This window comes from Endozoicomonas sp. ALB032 (genome assembly GCF_049310125.1).
Taxonomy (GTDB): domain Bacteria; phylum Pseudomonadota; class Gammaproteobacteria; order Pseudomonadales; family Endozoicomonadaceae; genus Endozoicomonas_A.
The window spans coordinates 2,469,367-2,490,112 of sequence record NZ_JBLYNW010000001.1; the positions used below are offsets into that span (position 1 = coordinate 2,469,367).

6 protein-coding genes are annotated in these 20,746 nt (G+C 46.2%); all 6 read right to left on the reverse strand.

The window, feature by feature from the left end; genetic code table 11:
• Window positions 1-73 precede the first annotated feature (73 nt).
• The 6 genes from ACO6VG_RS08900 to ACO6VG_RS08925 all read right to left on the reverse strand — a co-directional run bounded on the left by ACO6VG_RS08900 (window position 74) and on the right by ACO6VG_RS08925 (window position 20,598).
• A complete protein-coding gene (locus ACO6VG_RS08900) occupies window positions 74-3,811 on the reverse strand; it encodes an RING finger domain-containing protein (RefSeq protein WP_422473578.1) in 3,738 nt (1,245 codons plus the stop codon).
• Window positions 3,812-4,078: 267 nt separating this feature from the next.
• Entirely contained in the window at window positions 4,079-6,934 is a 2,856-nt protein-coding gene (locus ACO6VG_RS08905; RefSeq protein ID WP_422473580.1) for a CHY zinc finger protein, read from the reverse strand.
• A gap of 534 nt (window positions 6,935-7,468) precedes the next feature.
• Window positions 7,469-10,294 (reverse strand): CHY zinc finger protein, encoded by a 2,826-nt coding sequence (locus ACO6VG_RS08910; protein ID WP_422473582.1) that lies wholly within the window; start codon window positions 10,292-10,294, stop codon window positions 7,469-7,471.
• Between the two features lie 268 nt (window positions 10,295-10,562).
• Window positions 10,563-13,853, reverse strand: coding sequence for a hypothetical protein (locus ACO6VG_RS08915; RefSeq protein WP_422473584.1), 3,291 nt, complete (start codon window positions 13,851-13,853; stop codon window positions 10,563-10,565).
• Between the two features lie 358 nt (window positions 13,854-14,211).
• On the reverse strand, window positions 14,212-17,562 hold the full coding sequence (locus tag ACO6VG_RS08920; protein ID WP_422473586.1) for an RING finger domain-containing protein: 3,351 nt from the start codon (window positions 17,560-17,562) through the stop codon (window positions 14,212-14,214).
• 171 nt (window positions 17,563-17,733) lie between these two features.
• Window positions 17,734-20,598: an RING finger domain-containing protein gene (locus ACO6VG_RS08925; protein WP_422473588.1), complete on the reverse strand. Its 2,865-nt coding sequence runs from the start codon at window positions 20,596-20,598 to the stop codon at window positions 17,734-17,736.
• Window positions 20,599-20,746 lie beyond the last annotated feature (148 nt).

The following is a 20,746-nucleotide window of genomic DNA, read 5'->3' on the forward strand; positions in this document are numbered from 1 at the left end:
GCTATAGGGACTACTTGTCTTGTGCCACAATGTCTTCCGCAACATCTTGAAGTCAGAGAAGGGCGGTTTGCTTTCATTCGTCCTTCCAGAGTTCAGTGATCATCGCAGCCTCCTGATAGCGACCAATATCTGAAATACAACTGGTGTTCACCAGAAAGCGGCTATCAGCGCTGAAGTTGGCCAAGAATACCGCACCATGATGATAGATAGTGATTTCTTTTTGCCATGATGCATCGTCTTTCAGGCTATAGATTTTCGCCTTCCTATCGATACTCGCGGTCGCCGCAAAGCGGCTATTGGCGCTGAAGGTGGCTGAACGAACCCAGCCTTCATGAAGGATGGTGGTCTTTTCTTCCCATGATCCATTATTATTGTGGCTATGAATTTTTGCCGTCCTGCCTCTGCTGGCAGTCACCACATGTTGGCTATCGGGGCTGAAAGTGGCCGATAAGAGTCTATGGTTGTGGCAGATAGTCATTTCTTCTTCCCATGCTGCATCGGTCTTTTCGCCATAGATTTTGGCCGTATTATCAGAACTGGCGGTCACCAAATGGCATCCATCGGCGCTGAAGCTGGCTGAGTTGATCCGATCTTCATGGGCAATGATGGCTTTCTTTACCCATAATCCATTGTCCTGCCTGCCATAGATTTTAACCAGGTCATCCCCGGCAACAGTCATCACATGGCGGCCATCGGGGCTGAACTCGGCAGATATGATCGGACCCCCGCTGTCGATATGGCTAATGGTCAATTCTCTTTCCCATGATCCATCGTCCTGTTGGGCACAGATTATTGCCGTACCATCGCCACTGGCGGTCACCACACGGCGGCTGTCGGTGCTGAAGGTAGCTGAGTTGACCGTGTAATCATGGGCAATGATGACTTTTTCTTGCCATGCTCCATTGGCCGACCTGCCAGTGATTTTCACCAGGTTATCTTTACCGAAAGTCACCACATGGCTACCATCGGGGCTGAAGGTGGCTGATTGGATCGGACCATTGTGGCTAATGCTGGCTTCTGTTTCCCATGGCCTGTCGTCCTTTTGGCCAAAGATTATTGCGGTACCATCGTCACTGGCAGTCACCATACGTTGGCTATCAGCGCTGAAGCTGGCTGAGTTGACCGTACCAGTATGTTGAACGGTGAGTTCTTCTGTCCATGATCCATCGTCCTTTTGGCCCAGGATTTTCGCCTTGTGATCCTCACTGGCAGTAACTACACGACAGCTATCGCGGCTGAAGCTGGCTGATTTGACCTTACCATTGTGGCGAATAATGGCCTCTTCTTCCCACGATCCATCGGCCTTATGGCCATAGATTTTCGCAGTACAATCTTCACCGGCGGTCACCACCTGGCGGCTATCAGGGCTGAAGCTGGCTGACGTGATCTCAGAGTCATGGCGAATGTTGGCTTTTATAACGGGATAAATTATTTTTCTCAAGATATTGGCATACCGTGGATCATCTGACGCCTGACTGTTGAGTCTGCAAAGTTGGACAAAATGGTATAAGGCTTCATGACTTGTTGTTCTATTCCATTCCTTAACGGCTCTATCTGCAGTGTCTAACAAATGACAATTGCCGTATTTATTCAATAGCCTGTTAAGGTTGTTAAGTTTTTCTTTTGAGCTTTTTAATTCTGATCGACATACAGGACAAGTTTTAATTGCAAGATCAGGTAGCCTTTTTTGGAGCCACAGATTCAAGCAAAGCACGTGAAAAATGTGATTGCAGGGTGTTTTCACTAATCCTGCTGTGCGTAAAAAGCGCTCACAACATATTGGGCACTTATTATGAGTAATTTGTGTATGTTGCACCTTATTCACTTTCAATGCATCATCGCAAAAAGCAATGATAGTCATGTCATCATCCCCATAAGATCGTTCTGTTTTTAATCGTTTTTGGTGCGGCGTATTTGACTGATGAGAAAGGGTGGGCCGTTTTGGCCTTGCTCCCTGCTGTGGGTTTCTTAACCGTTCATTTAAGAAATGTTGTAATTCATGAAACGAGGGGTGTTGGTGAAATTGTATAAAGGCATTTGAAAAAGAACTGGCAGATGTCAATGATTGTGCAGCAATTATAATCTCATGGGTTACCGCTGAATCTGATATTTGCCCTAACAGATTACCAATAAGTTCAAGTGGGTTTGAATAGAACAGAAACAATTGAACGAAGTACTGAATAAAACAATTTTTTTCAAATTGTCCTATTGGTGGTTGCTGGCCAGATTGATTAACTCTATGGATTATGTCCAGAACAATCCTGTACAAAATCATCAGGTTGTTGTTGCCAGCTTCGGACAGTGGTCGGGCTATCGGTTGCAGTGAAGCCAGAATGTCAGGGTCATTCAAAGTCCGTGTTTTATCGCTCGTGGCTTCTATCAGCTGCTCGATAAACCGGTTGCGCGATGAATTCTCATAGCAAGAACGCTGCAGTTCCAGTATCGCCTCAAGAGGACTGACAGCATTACCACTGGTGTTTGCGCTTCTCGTTTCCAAAACCTGCAAACGCTGTGGCATGTTGAGCTTATCCAGTATTTGCCGCAGCTTAAAAACAGCATCAGGATCGTCACTTTCAATGATGGCTACAAGCTGGTTGGCAAGTACCTGAAGGTTTTGAGTCCTGGCATTTTTTTCACTCTCCTCGCCATTGTCGTCTTTTCTGTTATTACCATCCCCGCTGCCATCATTGCCTTCTCCCGGTGAGTTGTTGTTCTGATCTTCAGGTGCTTCTTTTTTGTCCTTTTGATGGCTGTTATTTTTGTCCTCTGATCTTGAATTTGGTGCGCTACCAGAGGGTTGGCCATCTCCATTAGCGGCCTTCAGGCCACCGCCATGATGTCTCTTCAAGGCCGTTCGCTCAAGCAATAGTTTGAAACAGCCAAGCTGCCTAATAAGGCTTTCGCTGGTGGGGCATGAAGTGGCGGCATGTTGCAGGAGGGTGTTCCAGAAATCAACATCGGTCAGTTGTTCAACAGTGAGGAAGTCGAGCCAGCCAACAGGTATAGCAGCTTCGCTGGAAGAGCCATCGGCATTAACCCGTGTCATTTTCAGACGCGCCGGGGAGGGTGGCTCTTCAAACGAAGCAGAATCTTTACCAATGGACATCAGCCAGTTGATGACGGGTTTCAGGATAACCAGATCTATTTCAAATAATCCCGATGGTCTCCCACCGCCACCTCCCCAGGGTGGGGGGGGCGGCAAAAAGAAGAAGCCACCGTTGCCACCACCGGGAAAATCGCCGATGCCAGCGGGCTTGCCGCCCGTTAATGTCAGTGTGTTATTCCCGGGTTGGCCGGTTTTCAAACCACTGTCGTTTATGTTGTCGGTATAGGTCAGAAGGGTTAACGGGGCAGTATGGGGCTTATCGTTGTGAAGTTGATCGGTAGTGACAGAAGTTAATTCCGGTCTGTCTGCCGTCGTGGATCTTAAGTGAACAAGCGTGCCATTTTTAGACGCATGTTGAGAGATATGTTGGAAGTCGGGTGTTTGTTCTTTTGTCAGTATCATCAGTTGATAACAATAGTTGCTCGGGTCGTTCGTCACCAATATCGCAATACTGTTGGAATCTGCTGGCACCACAGGCGCCTTAAAGCAAAGGATACTGTTTTGGTCATCGAAACCCTTCGGTAGCAGCAAGTTCATTTGCCACTGACTCACAAACTGAGGATCTTTGCCATCATTGATCTCAATCCGAACCTTGTGCCCTCCCGGATTATGTCGGTCAATGATGGTTGAGGAATAGCACAAAGGCAAAACTGCCATAGCCACCAGGAAAAGAACAAATGCTATGAATAAGCGGTAAAGGTGCATTCAAATCTCACTAACTTATGATAACAACCCGGACCTGTCCTGTTTGCCTGACAGAGTACAATCAGAAAGGTCTGTGCTGGCCTTCTGCCCTGAAAAATAAAGAAACATTACTGGAAGGTCTTATTATTCGTAGAAAAAACAGATAATAGACAAGAATGTCAAAATTGCTAAATGGATTAATTGCTTTGTGCCACAGAGCCTTGTCCTCTTCCCGTGTTGCAATACTGAAGCGGTCACTGGCGGCGACTATTAAATCGAGCCAGATGGTTAATTATTTCTTTCAACCGGTGGAACGTATAGAGATTGTCTGCAAACAGGGCAGGTTCTTATCCCTTTACGGAGCATTGCAGCGTAGCAATCATCATGTACTTTGTGAGAGCAGTACATTATCAAGCAGCCGTCGAAGGAATCTTTCAGGCAGATGCAGCACTTATCGTGGCCTGAGTTTTCCCGGCATTCGTGATTACTTTGATACCTTACATAAAGGCAGATATTACAAACATCACAGTGAAAGGACTCATCCTTGTTTATTCGGCAAATTCCGCATTTATGGCAGTGGAATGGTTTTAGTTCCATATTGTCGAATTCTTTGCATTGTGCGCAGAAATACTCCGACATTAGTTCGTTGCATCCCGGGCACGCCTGGGAGTCTTCCGTAATATCCCCCTCATAGTTACAGAGAGAACATTGAAGCCTTTTTGCTTGAAAAGCCTGACGATCTGTAAGGTCGCATTTCTTACTTTTGTTATGACATCTATAGCAGGGAAAATACCCTTCACAGCACCCAAAGTTTACACGACATAACCTATGGTAATGATTGCACAATGGCATTCGTTCTTTTCGCACAGGTGTCTTTAACTGCTCGTTTGACGGGTTTGCCTCCTCATTATGGGCACTCGACTGCTGGTCAGAAGCAGAACGCTCTGCGCCATTGCTTTGCATCGCCGGGCTGGCCGCTACCCACTGTTGTTTTTCTCTCCCTGGTCTTGGATCAACAGATGAGGGTCCTGCCTGTAATCGCTCTTGGGAAACGTTATTTTGCTGATAGGCAAGGGCAGGCTGATTTGGCTCTGCCTCCAGCTCTGAGTATCTACCAGTCACTATGCAATGGGAACTGCCGGAAGAGCCAGAAGCTCTTTTGTTAATATCAGCTTGCTGGTGGATGGTACTTGTATCTTTATTGCTGACAATTGTTTCGTCAGAGATATTATCGCTTTTACCGGTGACAGGCTCTATAGAAGGCACTTGTTGTAAGTGGGGATTTTTTGCATAACCCATCAGCTCATCTGAGAGGCGTTCTAATTCAGAAATCGATGGGTGTTGGTGAAATTGTATAAAGGTATTTAAAAAGCGGTTGGGAAATGTCAATGATTGTGGATTAATCATAAGAACATGCCTTGTGGGCAAATCTGATATTTTCCCCAACAGATTACGAATCAGTTCAACCGGGTTTGAGTAGATAAGGAACAATTGAGCGAAGTACTCAGCAAAGCAACATCTTTCAAACTGACTCATAGGTGGCTCTGTGTCAGATTGATTGACCTTGTGGATTATGTCCAGAGCAATCTTATACAACATCAACAGGTTGTTGTTGCCCTCTTCGGGCATTGCCCGGTCAGGTGGAATGATTGGTCGAAGTAGAGACAGAGTGTGAAGGTTATTCAAATACTGTTTTGTATTGCATGTTGCCTTTATCAGCTGCTCGATAAAAAGGTTGCGCAGTGAATTCTCGTTGGAAGAACGCTGCAGTTTCAGTACGGCTTCAAGAGGAGTGACAGTATCCTCGGTGTTGATGCTTTTTGTTTCCAGAACCCGCAAACGCTGTGGCATGTCCAGTTCATTCAGTATTTGCCTGAGCTTAAAAACTGCTCCGGGATCTTGACTTTCAATGATGGCAACAAGCCGGTTCGCAAGTACCTGAAGGTCTTCAGTGGTAGTTTTTTTTTCACTCTCTTCGCCATCGTCGTCTTTTCTGTTGTTGCCATTTCCGCTGCCATCATGGCCTTCTCCCGGTGACTGGTTCTCCTGATTTTCAGGTTCTTCTTTTTTCTCTTTTTGGTGATCGTTATTTTCGTCCTTTGGCCCCGAATTGGGTGAGCTACCAGAGGGTTGTGCCTCCCCATTCGCTGCCATCAGGCCACCGCCATGATTTGTCTGCAAGGCACTACGCTCAAGAAATCGTTTGCAACAGCCAAGCTGCCATTGGAGGCTTTCGCTAACGGGGCAGGAAGTAGCGGCATGCTGGAGGAGGGTGTTCCAGAAATCAACATCGTTCAGTTGTTCAATATTGAGGAAGTCAAGCCAGCCAACAGGTATAGCGGCTTCGCTGGAAGAGCCATCGGCATTAACCCGTGTCATTTTCAGACGTGCCGGGGAGTGTTGCTCTTGAAACGAAATAGAATCTTTACCAATGGACATCAGCCAGTTAATGACGGGCTTCAGGATAACCAGATCTATTTCAAATAATCCCGATGGTCTCCCCCCGCCACCTCCCCAGGGTGGGGGTGGGAGTAAATAGAAGAAGCCACCATTCCCGCTACCGGGAAAATCGTCGATGCCAGTGAGCTTGTTGCTTGTCAATGTCACTGTGTTATTCCGGGTTTGGCCGGTTTCCAGTTCACTGCCGGTCGTGTTGTCGGAATAGACCAAAAGGGTTAATGGGGTCGTATGGGGATTGTCGTTAAGGAGTTGATCGGTAGTGACAGAAGTTAATTCTGGTCTGTCTGCCGTCGTGGATTTCAAGCGAATAAGTGTGCCATTTTCAGAGGCATGTTGAGAGAGGTGTTGGAAGTCGGGTGTTTGTTCTTTTGTCAGTATGGTCAGTTGATAACAATAGTTGCCCGGGTCGTTCGTCACTAATATCGCAATACTGTTCAAATCTGCTGACACCACAGGTGTCTTAAAGCAAAAGGTGCTGTTTCGATTGTTGAAACTGTCCGGAAGCAGCAAACTCACTTGCCACTGACTGACAGCCTGAGGGGCTGTGCCGTGATTGATTTCAATCCGAACCTTGTGCCCACCGGGATTATGTCGGTCAATGATGGTTGAGGAGTAGCACAAGGTCACAACCAACATAGTCATCAGGAAAAGAACAAATGTTATGAATAAACGGTAAGAATGCATTCAAATCTTTCTGCACTAAATGTGTTATTAATACCAACCCGCCTTCCCTGTCTGACAGAAAACGCCAGGACAATCTGTGCCGACTTTCTGCTTTGGAAAAATAAAGGAACATTATTGACCGGTTTTATTATCCGTAGGACAAACAGAGAGTAGACAAGAATTTCCGAATTGCTATTTGTGTTACTTGTTTTGTGCAACAGAGCCTTCGTCAGTATCAACCTGAAAGTGACTTGCAGGACTTGATACCGGGCTGTGGTAGCAGTATGGAGCTGCTATTTTTAAAAACTCATTTTATACCAATCGAACGTTCTAAGTACCTGGCCAGTTGGTTTCGCATATTCTGGCGAGTGGATTTTTTCATCCTTCAAGGCGCAACGACGGGCGCGTAGCCTTAGCTACGCAACCAGAGTTGGAACGCAGAAGGATGGAAAAAGCCGCCGTCCAGAATAGGCGAAACCAACTGGTTAGGTACTTAACTCCCTATGTAAGTCAGACGCGGTCACCGGTAGCGACTATTAAATTCAGTCAGATGGTTTAATGATTGTTTCCAACAAACCAGGCGTCTGTAGGGTTTCTGCAAATAGGGCAGGTTCTTATCCCGTTTTTAAGCATTGCAGTGCTGCACTCACCATGTACTTTGTGGTAGCAAGGCATTATCTTGCAGCCGTGGAAGGTATCTTCCAGGCAGATGCAGCACTCATCGTGGCTTGAGTTTTCTCGGCATTTGTGATTGTCTTGAAACCTTGTATTCAGGCAGATATCACAAACATCACAGTGAAAGGCCCTATCCTTAAATGTTCGGCAAATTCCACATTTATCGCAGTGGTATGGTTTTTTTTCTAAATCGGTGAAGTGTTTGCATTGTGCACAGAAATACTCCGACATTAGTTCGTTGCATCCCGGGCATGTCTGGGAGTCTTCCGTAATATCCCCCTCATAGTTACATAGAGAACATTGAAGCCTTTTTGCATGAAAATCCTTACGATCTGTAAGGTCGCATTTCTTACTATTGTTATGACATCTAGGGCAGGGGAAATACCCTTCGCAACACCCAAAGTTTACACGACAAAACCTATGGGAATGATTGCACAATGGCATTCGCTCTTGCACAGGTGTCTTTAATTGCTCGTTCGACGGGTTTGTCTCCTCATTATGGGTACTTGACTGCTGATCAGAAGCAGATCGGTCTTGTGCACTAGTGGTTTGATCATCACCGGATGAAGGTCCTGCCTGTAATCGCTCTTGGGAAGCGTTATTTTGCTGATAGGCAAGTGCAGGCTGATCTGACTCTGCCTCTGCCTCTGGCTCTGCCTCTGGCTCTGGGTATCTATCAGTCAGTATGCAAGGGGAACTTCCGGAAGAGCCAGAGGCTCTTTGGTGGCTATCAGCTTGCTGGTGGGTGGTACCTTGATCTTTATTGCTGACAAGTGTTTCGTCAGAGAGAGTATCGCTGTTATCGATGACAGGCTCTACAGAAGGCACCTGTTGTAAGTGAGAATTTTTTGCATAACCCATCAGCTCATCTGAGAGGCGTTCTGATTCAGAAATCGATGGGTGTTGGTGAAATTGTATAAAGGTATTTAAAAAGCGGTTGGGAAATGTCAATGATTGTGGATTAATCAGAACAACACGCCTTAAGCACAAATCTGATATTTTCCCCAACAGATTACGAATCAGTTCAACCGGGTTTGAATAGGCCAGGAACAATTGAGCAAAGTACTCAGTAAAGCAACATCTTTCAAACTGACTCATAGGTGGCTCTGTGTCAGATTGATTGACCTTGTGGATTATGTCCAGAGCAATCTTATACAAAATCAACAGGTTGTTGTCGCCCTCTTCGGGCATTGCCCGGTCAGGTGGAATGATTGGTCGAAGCAGAGACAGAGTGTGAAGGTTATTCAAATTATGTTTTGTATTGCTTGTGGCCTCTATCAGTTGCTCGATAAAAAGGTTGCGCAGTGAATTCTCGTTGCAAGAACGCTGCAGTTTCAGTACGGCTTCAAGAGGAGTGACAGTATCCTCGGTGTTGATGCTTTTTGTTTCCAGAACCCGCAAACGCTGTGGCATGTCCAGTTCATTCAGTATTTGCCTGAGCTTAAAAACTGCTCCGGGATCTTGACTTTCAATGATGGCAACAAGCCGGTTCGCAAGTACCTGAAGGTCTTCAGTGGTAGTTTTTTTTTCACTCTCTTCGCCATCGTCGTCTTTTCTGTTGTTGCCATTTCCGCTGCCATCATGGCCTTCTCCCGGTGACTGGTTCTCCTGATTTTCAGGTTCTTCTTTTTTCTCTTTTTGGTGATCGTTATTTTCGTCCTTTGGCCCCGAATTGGGTGCGCTACCAGAGGGTTGTGCCTCCCCATTCGCTGCCATCAGGCCACCGCCATGATTTGTCTGCAAGGCACTACGCTCAAGAAATCGTTTGCAACAGCCAAGCTGCCATTGGAGGCTTTCGCTAACGGGGCAGGAAGTAGCGGCCTGCTGGAGGAGGGTGTTCCAGAAATCAACATCGTTCAGTTGTTCAATATTGAGGAAGTCAAGCCAGCCAACAGGTATAGCGGCTTCGCTGGAAGAGCCATCGGCATTAACCCGTGTCATTTTCAGACGTGCCGGGGAGTGTTGCTCTTGAAACGAAATAGAATCTTTACCAATGGACATCAGCCAGTTGATGACGGGCTTCAGGATAACCAGATCTATTTCAAATAATCCCGATGGTCTCCCCCCGCCACCTCCCCAGGGTGGGGGTGGGAGTAAATAGAAGAAGCCACCATTCCCGCTACCGGGAAAATCGTCGATGCCAGTGAGCTTGTTGCCTGTCAATGTCACTGTGTTATTCCGGGTTTGGCCGGTTTCCAGTTCACTGCCGGTCGTGTTGTCGGAATAGACCAAAAGGGTTAATGGGGTCGTATGGGGATTGTCGTTAAGGAGTTGATCGGTAGTGACAGAAGTTAATTCTGGTCTGTCTGCCGTCGTGGATTTCAAGCGAATAAGTGTGCCATTTTCAGAGGCCTGTTGAGAGAGGTGTTGGAAGCCGGGTATTTGCTCTTTTGTCATTAGCAACAGTTGGTAGCAATAGTTGCTCTGGTCGTTCGTCAACAATATCGCAATACTGTTGGAATCTGCTGACACCACGGGTGTCTTAAAGCAAAAGGTGCTGTTTCGATTGTTGAAACTGTCCGGAAGCAGCAAACTCACTTGCCACTGACTGACAGCCTGAGGGGCTGTGCCGTGATTGATTTCAATCCGAACCTTGTGCCCACCGGGATTATGTCGATGAATGATGGTTGAGGAATAGCAAAAAGGCACCACCGCCATAGCCAGTAGAGGAAGAACAAATGCTATGAATAAGCGTAAAAAAAGCATTCAAATCTCGCTATATAACTGGTACAACAATTCCAATCGGCCCTCTTTGCCTGATGAAGTGTGTGAGAACAGTCTGTGCTGACTTTCCGCTATGGAAAAATAAGGAACACCATTGGTTGTTCTTGTTATCCGAAGTAGAAACAGAGAATAGCCAAGAATTTCTGAATTGCTATGTGGGTAAATTGCTCTGTGCCACAACGCTTTCGGCAGCATCAACCTGAAAGTATCCTGCAGAGCCTGATACCGGGTTGTGGTACCGGTCAGGCTGCTAGCGGCGACTATTGATTACGGTCAAAATCCTGTCAATTAACTGAGCGGATAGAGGGTATCTGCAAACAGGGCAGGTTCTTATCTTGTTCGTAATCATCACCGTAGCGCAATCCTGGTGAACTTTGTGAGTGCAGGGCAATATCACGGAATTGTGGAAAACATCTTCCAGGCAGATGCAGCACTCATCATGGCCTGAATCTGGCCGACATCGGTGATTGCCTTGTGCACTTTTATCCATACAGAAATTGCAAACATCACAGTGAAAGGACTTCTCCTTTTCTGTTCGGCAAATTCCGCATTTATCGCAGTGGTATGGTTTTTTTTCTAAATCGGTGAAGTGTTTGCATTGTGCACAGAAATAGTCGGACATTAGTTCGTTGCATCCCGGGCATGTCTGGGAGTCTTCCGTAATATCCCCCTCATAGTTACATAGAGAACATTGAAGCCTTATTGCATGAATAACCTTACGATCAGTAAGGTCGCATTTCTTACTATCGTTATGACATTTGTTGCATGGGAAATAACCTTCACAGCACCCAAAGTTTACGCGACATAACCTACGGCTATGAATGCACAGTTGCCTTTGTTTTTTTTCCAAAGGCGTCCTTAACTGCTCATTCGACGGGTTTGCCTCCTCATTATGGGTGCTCGACTTCTGGAAAGAAGCAGAATGCTCTGCGCCATTGCTTTGCAACGTCGGGTTGGTCGCCATCATCTGTAGCCTTGCTATCATTTGTCTTTCCAGCTGTTTTAACTGTTGTCTTTTTTGCTCTTGTTTTGCCTCAGCGTGTCTTTCCAGCTCGGCGAGAACATGACTTGGCAACGGAGAGCTGACCGGCAACATCTGTCGCCTTGCTATCATTTGTCTTTCCAGCTGTTTTAACTGTTGTCTTTTTTGCTCTTGTTTTGCCTCAGCGTGTCTTTCCAGCTCGGCGAGAACATGACTTGGCAACGGAGAGCTGACCGGCAACATCTGTCGCCTTGCTTTCATTTGTCTTTCTAGCTGTTTTAACTGTTGTCTTTTTTTCACCCGTCTTTTCAGAGCGTGTTTTGCCAGCTCTTCGAGAAGGGGTCCATCGATCAGGAGGTTACTTAAGTGGTTTTGATTTGTCCTCAACACTGCCAAATCGGATCGTTCCTGTGTCCCGGTGGCTTGAAGATCACCAGATGAAGGTCCTGCTTGTAATCGCTCCCGGGAAGCGTCATTTTGCTGATGAACAAGGGCAGGCTGATTTGAACTTGCTTCCAGCTTTGGGTTTCTACCAGCCAGTAAGCAAGGGGAGCTGCCGGTAAAGCCAGAGGCTCTCTGGTTGCAGACAGCTCGCTGGATGGTACTTGTATCTCCACTGCTGGCAATTGTTTCGTTAGCGGTAGTATCGCTGTTACTGATGAAAGGCTCTATAGAAGGCACTTGTTGTAAGTGGGAGTTTTGTGCCTGCCTCATCAGCTCATTTAAGAGGCGCTTTAATTCAGGAAAGGATGGGTGTTGGTGAAATTGCGTGAAGTTATATAAAAAACAGGCGGGAAATGTCAATGATTGTGGATTAATCATAACATCATACCTTAAAGCTAAATCTGATATTTTCCCCAACAGATTACGAATCAGTTCAACCGGGTTTGAATAAATCAGGAACAATTGAGCGAAGAACTCAACAAAGCAACACTTTTCAAATTGTCCCACAGGTGGCTGTTGGTCAGATTGATTGGCTTTGTGGATTATGTCCAGAACAATTTTATTCAAAATCAACAGGTTGTTGTCGCCTGCTGCGAGCACTGCCTGATCAGGTGGAATGGCCGGTCGGAGTGTAGATAGAATGTTGAATTTACTCAAATTCTTTTTTGTATTGCAAGTGGCCTTTATCAGCTGTTCGATAAACAGGTTGCGCGATGAATTCTCGTTGCAAGAACGTTGCAGTTTCAGTATCGCTTCAAGAGGAGTGACAGTATCTGCGGTGTTGGTACTTTTTGTTTCCAGAACCCGCAAACGCTGAGGCATGTCCAGCTCATTCAGTATTTGTCTCAGTCTAAAAACTGCTCCGGGGTATTTACTTTCAATGATGGCAACAAGCCGGTTCGCAAGTACCTGAAGGTCTTCAGCGGTAGCATTTTTTCCACTCTCTTCGCCATCGTCGTCTTTTCTGTTATTGCCATTCCCGCTGCCATCATGGCCTTCTCCCGGTGACTGGTTGTCCTGATTTTCAGGTTCTTCTTTTTTCTCTTTTTGGTGATCGTTATTTTCGTCCTTTGGCCCCGAATTGGGTGCGCTACCAGAGGGTTGCCCCTCCTCATTAGCTGCCATCAGGCCACCGCCATGATTTGTCTGCAAGGCACTACGCTCAAGAAATCGTTTGAAACAGCCAAGCTGTCGTTGGAGACTTTCGCTGGCGGGGCAGGAAGTGGCGGCCTGTTGGAGGAGGGTGTTCCAGAAATCAACATCGTTCAGTTGTTCAATATTGAGGAAGTCAAGCCAGCCAACAGGTATAGCGGCTTCGCTGGAAGAGCCATCGGCATTAACCCGTGTCATTTTCAGATGTGCCGGGGTGGGTTGCTCCTCAAACGAAATAGAATCCTTGCCTATGGACATCAGCCAGGTGATGACGGGTTTCAGGATAACCAGATCTATTTCAAATAATCCCGATGGTCTCCCCCCGCCACCTCCCCAAGGTGGGGGTGGGAGTGAATAGAAGAAACCACCGTTGCCGCCACCGGGAAAATCAGCGATGCCAGTGAGCTTGCCGCCTGTCAATGTCACTGTGTTATTCCGGATTTGGCCGGTTTCCAGTTCACTGCCGGTCGTGTTGTCGGAATAAACCAAAAGGGTTAATGGGGTCGTATGGGGTTTGCCGTTAAGGAGTTGATTGGTGGTGACAGAAGTTAATTCTGGTCTGTCTGCCGTCGTGGATTTCAAGCGAATAAGTGTGCCATTTTTAGAGGCCTGTTGAGAGAGATGTTGGAAGTCGGGTGTTTGCTCTTTTGTCAGTATCAACAGTTGGTAGCAATAGTTGCTCTGGTCGTTTGTCATCAATATAGCAATATTGTTCGGATTTGCTGACACGACAGGTGTCTTAAAGCAGAGGGTGCTGTTTCGATTGTTGAAACTGTCCGGAAGCAGCAAACTCACTTGCCACTCATTGACAGCCTGAGGGTCTGTGGCGTCATTGATTTCAATCCGAACCTTTTGCCCACCGGGGTTATGTCGGTCAATGATGGTTGAGGAATAGCACAAGGTGACAACCAACATAGTCGTCAGGAAAAGAACAAATGTTATGAATAAACGGTAAGAATGCATTCAAATCTTTCTGCACTAAGTGTGTGATTAATATCAACCCGCCCTTCCTGTCTGACAGAAAACGCCAGGACAATCCGGGCTGACTTTCTGCCCTGGAAAAATAAAGAAACATTATTGACCGGCTTTATTATCCGTAAGACGTACAGAGAGTAGACAAGAATTCCTGAATTGCTATTTGAGTGACTCGTTATGTGCATCAGAGTCTTCGGCATTATCAACCTGAAAGTGTCTTGCAGGGCCTGATACCGGGCTGTGGTAGCAGTACGGTGCTGCTATTTTTAAAAACTCATTTTATACCAATCGAACGTTCTAACTCCCTATGCAAGTCAGACGCGGTCGCTGGTAGCGACTATTAAATTCAGTCAGATGGTTTAATGATTGTTTCATCAAACCAGGCGTCTAAAGGGTGTCTGCAAATAGGACAGGTTCTTATCCCGTTTATAAACATTGCAGCGCCGCACTCACGATGTACTTTGTGACTGCAAGGCATTATCCTGCCGCCGGAGAAGGTATCTTCCAGGCAGATGCAGCACTCATCGTGGCTCGAGTTTTCCCGGCATTTGTGACTGTCTTGAAGTCTTGTATTCATGCAGACATTACAAACATCACAGTGAAAGGCATTATCCTTAGATGTTCGACAAATTCCGCATTTATCGCAGTGGTATGGTTTTTTTTCTAAATCGGTGAAGTGTTTGCATTGTGCACAGAAATACTCCGACATTAGTTCGTTGCATCCCGGGCATGTCTGGGAGTCTTCCGTAATATCCCCATTGAATCCACACACAGAGCATAAAAGCAGTGTCGTGTGAAGAGCTTTTCGAGAGGTAACTTCGCATCGATCACTTTTGTTATGACATTTATGGCAAGGGAAGTACCATTGACAGCACTCAAATTTTACATAGCAGAGCCTGCGGTAATCTTTGCACAATGGCTTTCGTTGTTCTTGTGCAGATGTCTTTAACTGCTCTTTCGGCGGGCTTGCTTTCTCATTGTAGGTGTTCAACGGATGGAAAGGAGCTAAAAACACTGTGCCATTGCTGTTCATCGCAAGATTATTGGTTTGTACCCTCTGATTGGCCGATGCCGTCTGATAATCTGATCGATGGATCAAATGGTCTACTAATTCTTGTTGTCTTCTGAGATCAACGTGCAACTTTTTGATTTGTTCCTTCAAATGCAGCGCTTCAGTATTTGATTTGTCCATAGACTTGTATAGCTCCTGATTTTTTGTAATCAGGTTTTCATTCATCGCAACCAACACCTGATTCTCTAGTCTTAATCCTTGAGTCTCCTTAGTTAGCTCCTGAATCATTGTTTTTAACTTAGTTAGCTCCTGAATCACTGTTTTTAACGCTTGAACTTCTGCAGTTAAAGACTGCTTCTCTATTGGTAATTCTTGAGCCTGTTCAGTTAACTCTTTAGTCTGTTGTCTTTTTTTCTCTTTTTTTTCCTGAGCGCGGCCTTTCAGCTCAACGAGAAGGGAGTCATCGGTCGAATGTTTAGTTGAGAAGTTTTGATTTATTCCAGACGCCTCCAAATCGGATCGGTTGTGTGCTCCGTTGGTGAGATGATTACCATGAGAAGGCCCTGTCTGAAATCGCTTTTGGGAAGAGGGATTTTCCTGATCACCAGGGTCAGACAGCTTTGGCCTGGCCCCTTGCTGTATGTATCTATCGGCTGGCAAGACGACGGGGGAACTGCCGGTAGACCCGGAGTCACTTCGGTAGCTGTTAACTTGCTGGGTGTAGTGTGCGAATCTGTTTGAGTTGTTTGTGGCTCTGCCATTGGTATTATCATGGTTACTGATTACAGGCTCTACTGAAGACACCAGTAGTGGGGGCTCTTGCAGTATGCGGGAAGCGGGCGCCTGCCTCATCAGTTCATTTGAGAGGCGTTCTAACTCATGGAACGATGGGTGCTGTTCAAGTTGTATCAGGGTTTCTCGAAAAGGGATGGAGAATGTAAATGATTGTGCAAAAATCATAATATCGCGTCTTATCACTGAATCTGATATTTTCTCCAACAGTTCACGAATGGATTCAAGTGGGTTTGAATAGAGCAGGAGTAATTGAACGAAGTACTCAGTCAAGCAAGATTTTTCAAAGTGTCCTAATGATGGCTGTTGGACAGATTGATTGAACCTGTTGATGATGTCCTGAACAATCTTATACAAAATCATCAGGTTATTGTCACCAGCTTCGGGCATTGACCGGTCAGGTGGAATCATTGGTTGGCGTTCAGACGGAATTCTGACAGTATCCAAAGTCCTTGTTTGAATGCTCGTAGCTTCGATTAGCTGCTCGATAAACCGGTTGCGCGTTGAGTTTTCATAGAAAGAACGCTGTAGTTTCAATATTGCCTCAAGAGGCGTGGCAGTATTACCACTGGTGTTTGTGCTTTTTGTTTCGATAACCTGCAAACGCTGAGGCATGTCCAGCTCATCCAGTATTTGCCTCAGCTTAAAAACGGCATCGGGATCGTCGCTTTCAATGAGGGCAACGAGTTGGTTCGCAATTACCTGAAGGTCTTGAATCCTGGCGTTTCTTGCACTTTCTTTTCCATTGTCGTCTTTTCTGTTATCACCCTCTTCACTGCCATGATTGCTTTCTCCCGGTGAATTGTTCTGCTGATCTTCAGGTTCACCTTTTTTCTCTTTTTGATGGTCGTTATTTTCTTCCTTTGATGCTTTATCGGATGCCTTACCTGATGGTTTTCCATCCCCATTACCTGCCTTTAAGCCACCAGCATGATCTGTCTTCAAGGCAGTGTACTCAAGAAATCGCTTCAAACAGCCAAGCTGCCACTGAAGGCTTTCGCTGTCCGGGCAAGAAGTGGCGGCACGCTGGAAGAGGGTGTTCCAGAAATTAACATCGGTCAGTTGTTCAATGTCCAGAAAGTCAAGCCAACCCAAGGTTATAACGGCATCACTGGAAGAACCATCTGCATTGATGCGTGTCATTTTCAGACGCGCCGGAGATGGCTGTTCCTCAAATGAGCTGGAATCCTTTCCCATGGACATCAGCCAGTTGATGACGGGTTTCAGGATAACCAGGTCTATGTCGAATAATCCCGATGGCCTCCCATCTCCTCCCCATGGTGGAGGCGGTGAATAGGAGAAGCCTTCATCACCGCCAGCGGAAAAATCTGTGTTGCCAGCGAGCTTGTCACCTGTCATTGCCAGTGTGTTATTTCGGGTTTGTCTTGTTTCCAGCACACTTTCCGTGATGTTGTCGGAATAGATTAGAAGGGTAAGAGGAGCTGTATGGGGTTTGACGGGTTGATTGCTGGTGACAGAAGTCAACTCTGGTCTGTTTGCTGTCGTTGATTTTAAGCGAACCCGTGTGCCGCTTTCAGAGGCCCGTTTTGAGATACCATGGAAGACGCGTGTTTGCTCCCCTGTCACTATGACTATCTGATAGCAATAGTCACTCAAGTCGGTCGTGACCAATAGTGCGATACTGCTCGAATCTGCTGGCACCACAGGTGCTTTAAAGCAGAGGATGCTTTTTCGGTCATTGAAGCCTTTCGGAAGCAGCAAACTCAATTGCCACTGACTCACACCCTGAGAATCTGTTCCCTCATTGATCTCAATCCGAACCCTGTCATTGGGATTGTGTCGGTCAATGATGGTTAAGCAATAGCATAAAGGCACGACCGCCATAGCCAGCAGTGAAAGAACAAATGCTGTGAACAGGCGGTAAAAATGCATACAAATTGCACTACAGAACTTGTGTCAATAATTGCGACTTGTTCTCTTTATCTGATAGACAGAATGGGCAAAAACAGTTCTGCTCTGAAAAATAAAGGAACATCATTGGTCAATCCCGTTATTTGTAGTAGAAACAGAGAATAGTCAAGTGTGTCAGAATTGCTATATGGATTACGGTTTGTACAGAGAGCGTCTGCAAAGAGGGCAGGTTGTTATCCCACTTTTAATCATTGCATCGCCGCAATCACGATGTACTTTGTGGGAGCAATGCAGTATCACGCAGCCGGAGAAGGCATCTTCCAGGCAGATGCAGCACTCGTCGTGGCCTGAGTTTTTCCGGCATTTGTGATTGTCTTGATACCTTTTATCCAGGCAGACATTACAAACATCACAGTGAAAGCACTTATCCTTGAATTTTCGGCAAATGCCGCATTTATCACAGTGGAACGGTTTTTTTTCTAAATTGGTGAAGTGTTTGCATTTTGCACAGAAATAGTCCGACATCAGCTGGTCGCATCCCGGGCACGTCTGGGAGTCTTCCGTAATGTCCCCCTCGTAGTTACAGATAGAACACTTTAGCTTTATTGCTTTATCAGCCCGGCAATCTTTAACCTCGCAATAATCACTCATGTTATGGCAGGTGTGGCAGGGGAAATACCCGGCACAGCAACCAAAGTTTACACGGCATAACCTATGGTAATGACCGCACAAAGGCTTTCGGTTTTCTTGCACAGATGTCTTTAGCTGCCCGTTCGGTGGGTTTGTCTCCTCATTATGGTTGCTCGACTGCTGGTTAGAAGCAGAACACTCTTTGCCATTACTCTGCATCGCCGGGCTGGCCGCTGCCTTCTGTTGTCTTTCTATCTGTCTTATCCATTGTCTTTTTTTCTCTCTTTTTTCATCAGCGTGTCTTTTCAGCTCGACGAGATGGGAATCATTGATCGGATATGGACTTAAGACGTTTTGATTTCTCCTCGACACTTCCAAATCGGATCGTTCCTGTGCCCCATTGGTCTGATGATTATCATGTGCACGTCTTGTCTGTAATCGCTTTTGGCAAGAGGGATTTTGCTCATCAGCAAGGGCGGGATGTTTTGGGCTGGCTCCTTGCTGTAAGTAGCCATTACCACTGTGATTGATTACAGGCTTTATAGAAAGCACTTGTTGCGAGTTAGCAGTAAGCGCCCGCCACATCAACCCATTTGAAAGGCGTTCTAATTCATCGCGCGATGGGTGCTGTTTAAGTCGTAAAAAAGCGTTGCGAAAAGAGATGGAGAATGTCAGTGATTTTGCAAAAAACATAATATCACAGATCATGACTGAGTCTGGTATTTTCTCTAACAGGTCACGAATCGATTGAATTGGGTTTGAATAGAACAGTAACAAATGAACCAGGTACTCGGTAAAGCAACATTTTTCAAATTGTCCTAAGGGCGGCTGCTGGCCAGATTGATTGACCCTGTGGATTATATCCAGAACAATCTTGTACAAAATCGTCAGGTTGTTGTTGACAGCTTCGGGCAATGTCTGGTGAGGTGAAATGATCGGTTGGAGTTCAGACAGAATGTTAAAATCATCCAAAGTCCTTGTTTGCTCGCTGGTAGCTTCTATCAGTTGCTCAATAAACCGATTGCGCGTTGAGTTCTCATAGAAAGAACGCTGCAGTTCCAATATCGCCTCAAGAGGCGTGGCAGTGTTGCCTTCGGTGTTTGTGCCTTTTGTTTCCAGCACCTGCAAACGCTGAGGCATGTCCAGCTCATCCAGTATTTGCCTCAGCTTAAAAACGGCATCGGGATCGTTGCTTGCAATGAGGGCTATGAGTTGGTTGGCAATTATCTGAAGGTCTTGAGTCCTGGTGTTTTTTGCACTTTTTTTACCGTTGTCGTCTTTTCTGTTATTACCCTCTTCACTGCCATCATTGCCTTCTTTGGTTGAATGGCTCTTCTCATCTTCAGGTTCACCTTTTTTTTCTTTTTGATGGTCGTTATTTTCGTCCTTTGGTGCTTTATCATTTGCCTTGCCTGATGGTTCTCCATCTCCATTACCTGCCTTTAAGCCGCCAGCATGATCTGTCTTCAAGACAGTGAACTCAAGAAATCGCTTCAAACAGCCAAGCTGCGACTGAAGGCTTTCGCTGGCCGGGCAAGAAGTGGTGGCACGCTGGAAGAGGGTGTTCCAGAAATTAACATCGGTCAGTTGATCAGTGCTCAGGAAGTCAAGCCAGCCAACGGGTATAACGGCTTCACTGGAGGAGCCATCTGCGTTAACGCGTGTCATTTTCAAACGCGCCGGGTATGGCTGTTTCTCAAAAGAGCTGGAGTCCTTGCCCTTAGACATTAGCCAGTTGCTGACGGGTTTCAGGACAACCAGATCTATGTCGAATAATCCTGATGGTCTCCCACCTCCTCCCCATGGTGGAGGGGGCGAGTAAAAGAAGCCTCCATTGCCGCCACCGGAAAAATCTGCGTTGCCAGCCAGTCTGTCTCCCGTCATTGTCAGTGTGCTATTTCGGGTTTGGCCGACTTCCAGCCCAGGGTCAGTCATCCTGTCGGGGTAAACCAGAAGGGTTAGTGGGTTAGCATGGGATTTGCCGCTCAGGAGTTGGTGGATGGCGACAGAAGCCAACTCCGGTTTGTCTGCCGTCCTGGATTTCAAGCGTACAAGCAGGCTGTTTTCAGAGGCACGTTTTGAGACATCCTGGAAGACGGATGTTTGCTCCTTTGCGGCTATTACCAGCTGATAGCAATAGTTACTCAAGTGGTTGTTGACCAATAGTGCGATACTGTTCCAATCTGCTGACACCACGGGTGCCTTAAAGCAAAGGGTGCTGTTTTGGTCATCGAAATCTTCCGGAAGCAGCAAACTCATTCGCCACTGACTCATACCCTGAGGATCTGTGCCATTATTGATTTCAATCCGAGCTCTGCGCCCATCGGGATAGTGTCGTTCAATGATGGTGGAGGAATGGCACAACTGCACAGTCATCATAGTCATTAAGAAAAGTGCAAATGCCATGAAAAAACGGTAAAAATGCATTCAAACCTTTCCAAATAACTTGTGTTAATAACACCAGCACCAACTTTCTGGTCTGATAGAAAAAGTCAGGACAATCTGTGCTGACTTTCTGCAATTGAAAAATAGAGGAACATTATTGACCGGTCTTATTATTCGCAGAACAAATAGA

Bases quoted from the DNA above. Each gene is read 5' to 3' on its own strand.
- ACO6VG_RS08900 (WP_422473578.1), bottom strand. From the start codon at position 3,811: ATGCACCTTTACCGCTTATTCATAGCATTTGTTCTTTTCCTGGTGGCT.
- ACO6VG_RS08925 (WP_422473588.1), bottom strand. From the start codon at position 20,598: ATGCATTTTTACCGTTTTTTCATGGCATTTGCACTTTTCTTAATGACT.
- ACO6VG_RS08905 (WP_422473580.1), bottom strand. From the start codon at position 6,934: ATGCATTCTTACCGTTTATTCATAACATTTGTTCTTTTCCTGATGACT.
- ACO6VG_RS08915 (WP_422473584.1), bottom strand. From the start codon at position 13,853: ATGCATTCTTACCGTTTATTCATAACATTTGTTCTTTTCCTGACGACT.
- ACO6VG_RS08920 (WP_422473586.1), bottom strand. From the start codon at position 17,562: ATGCATTTTTACCGCCTGTTCACAGCATTTGTTCTTTCACTGCTGGCT.
- ACO6VG_RS08910 (WP_422473582.1), bottom strand. From the start codon at position 10,294: ATGCTTTTTTTACGCTTATTCATAGCATTTGTTCTTCCTCTACTGGCT.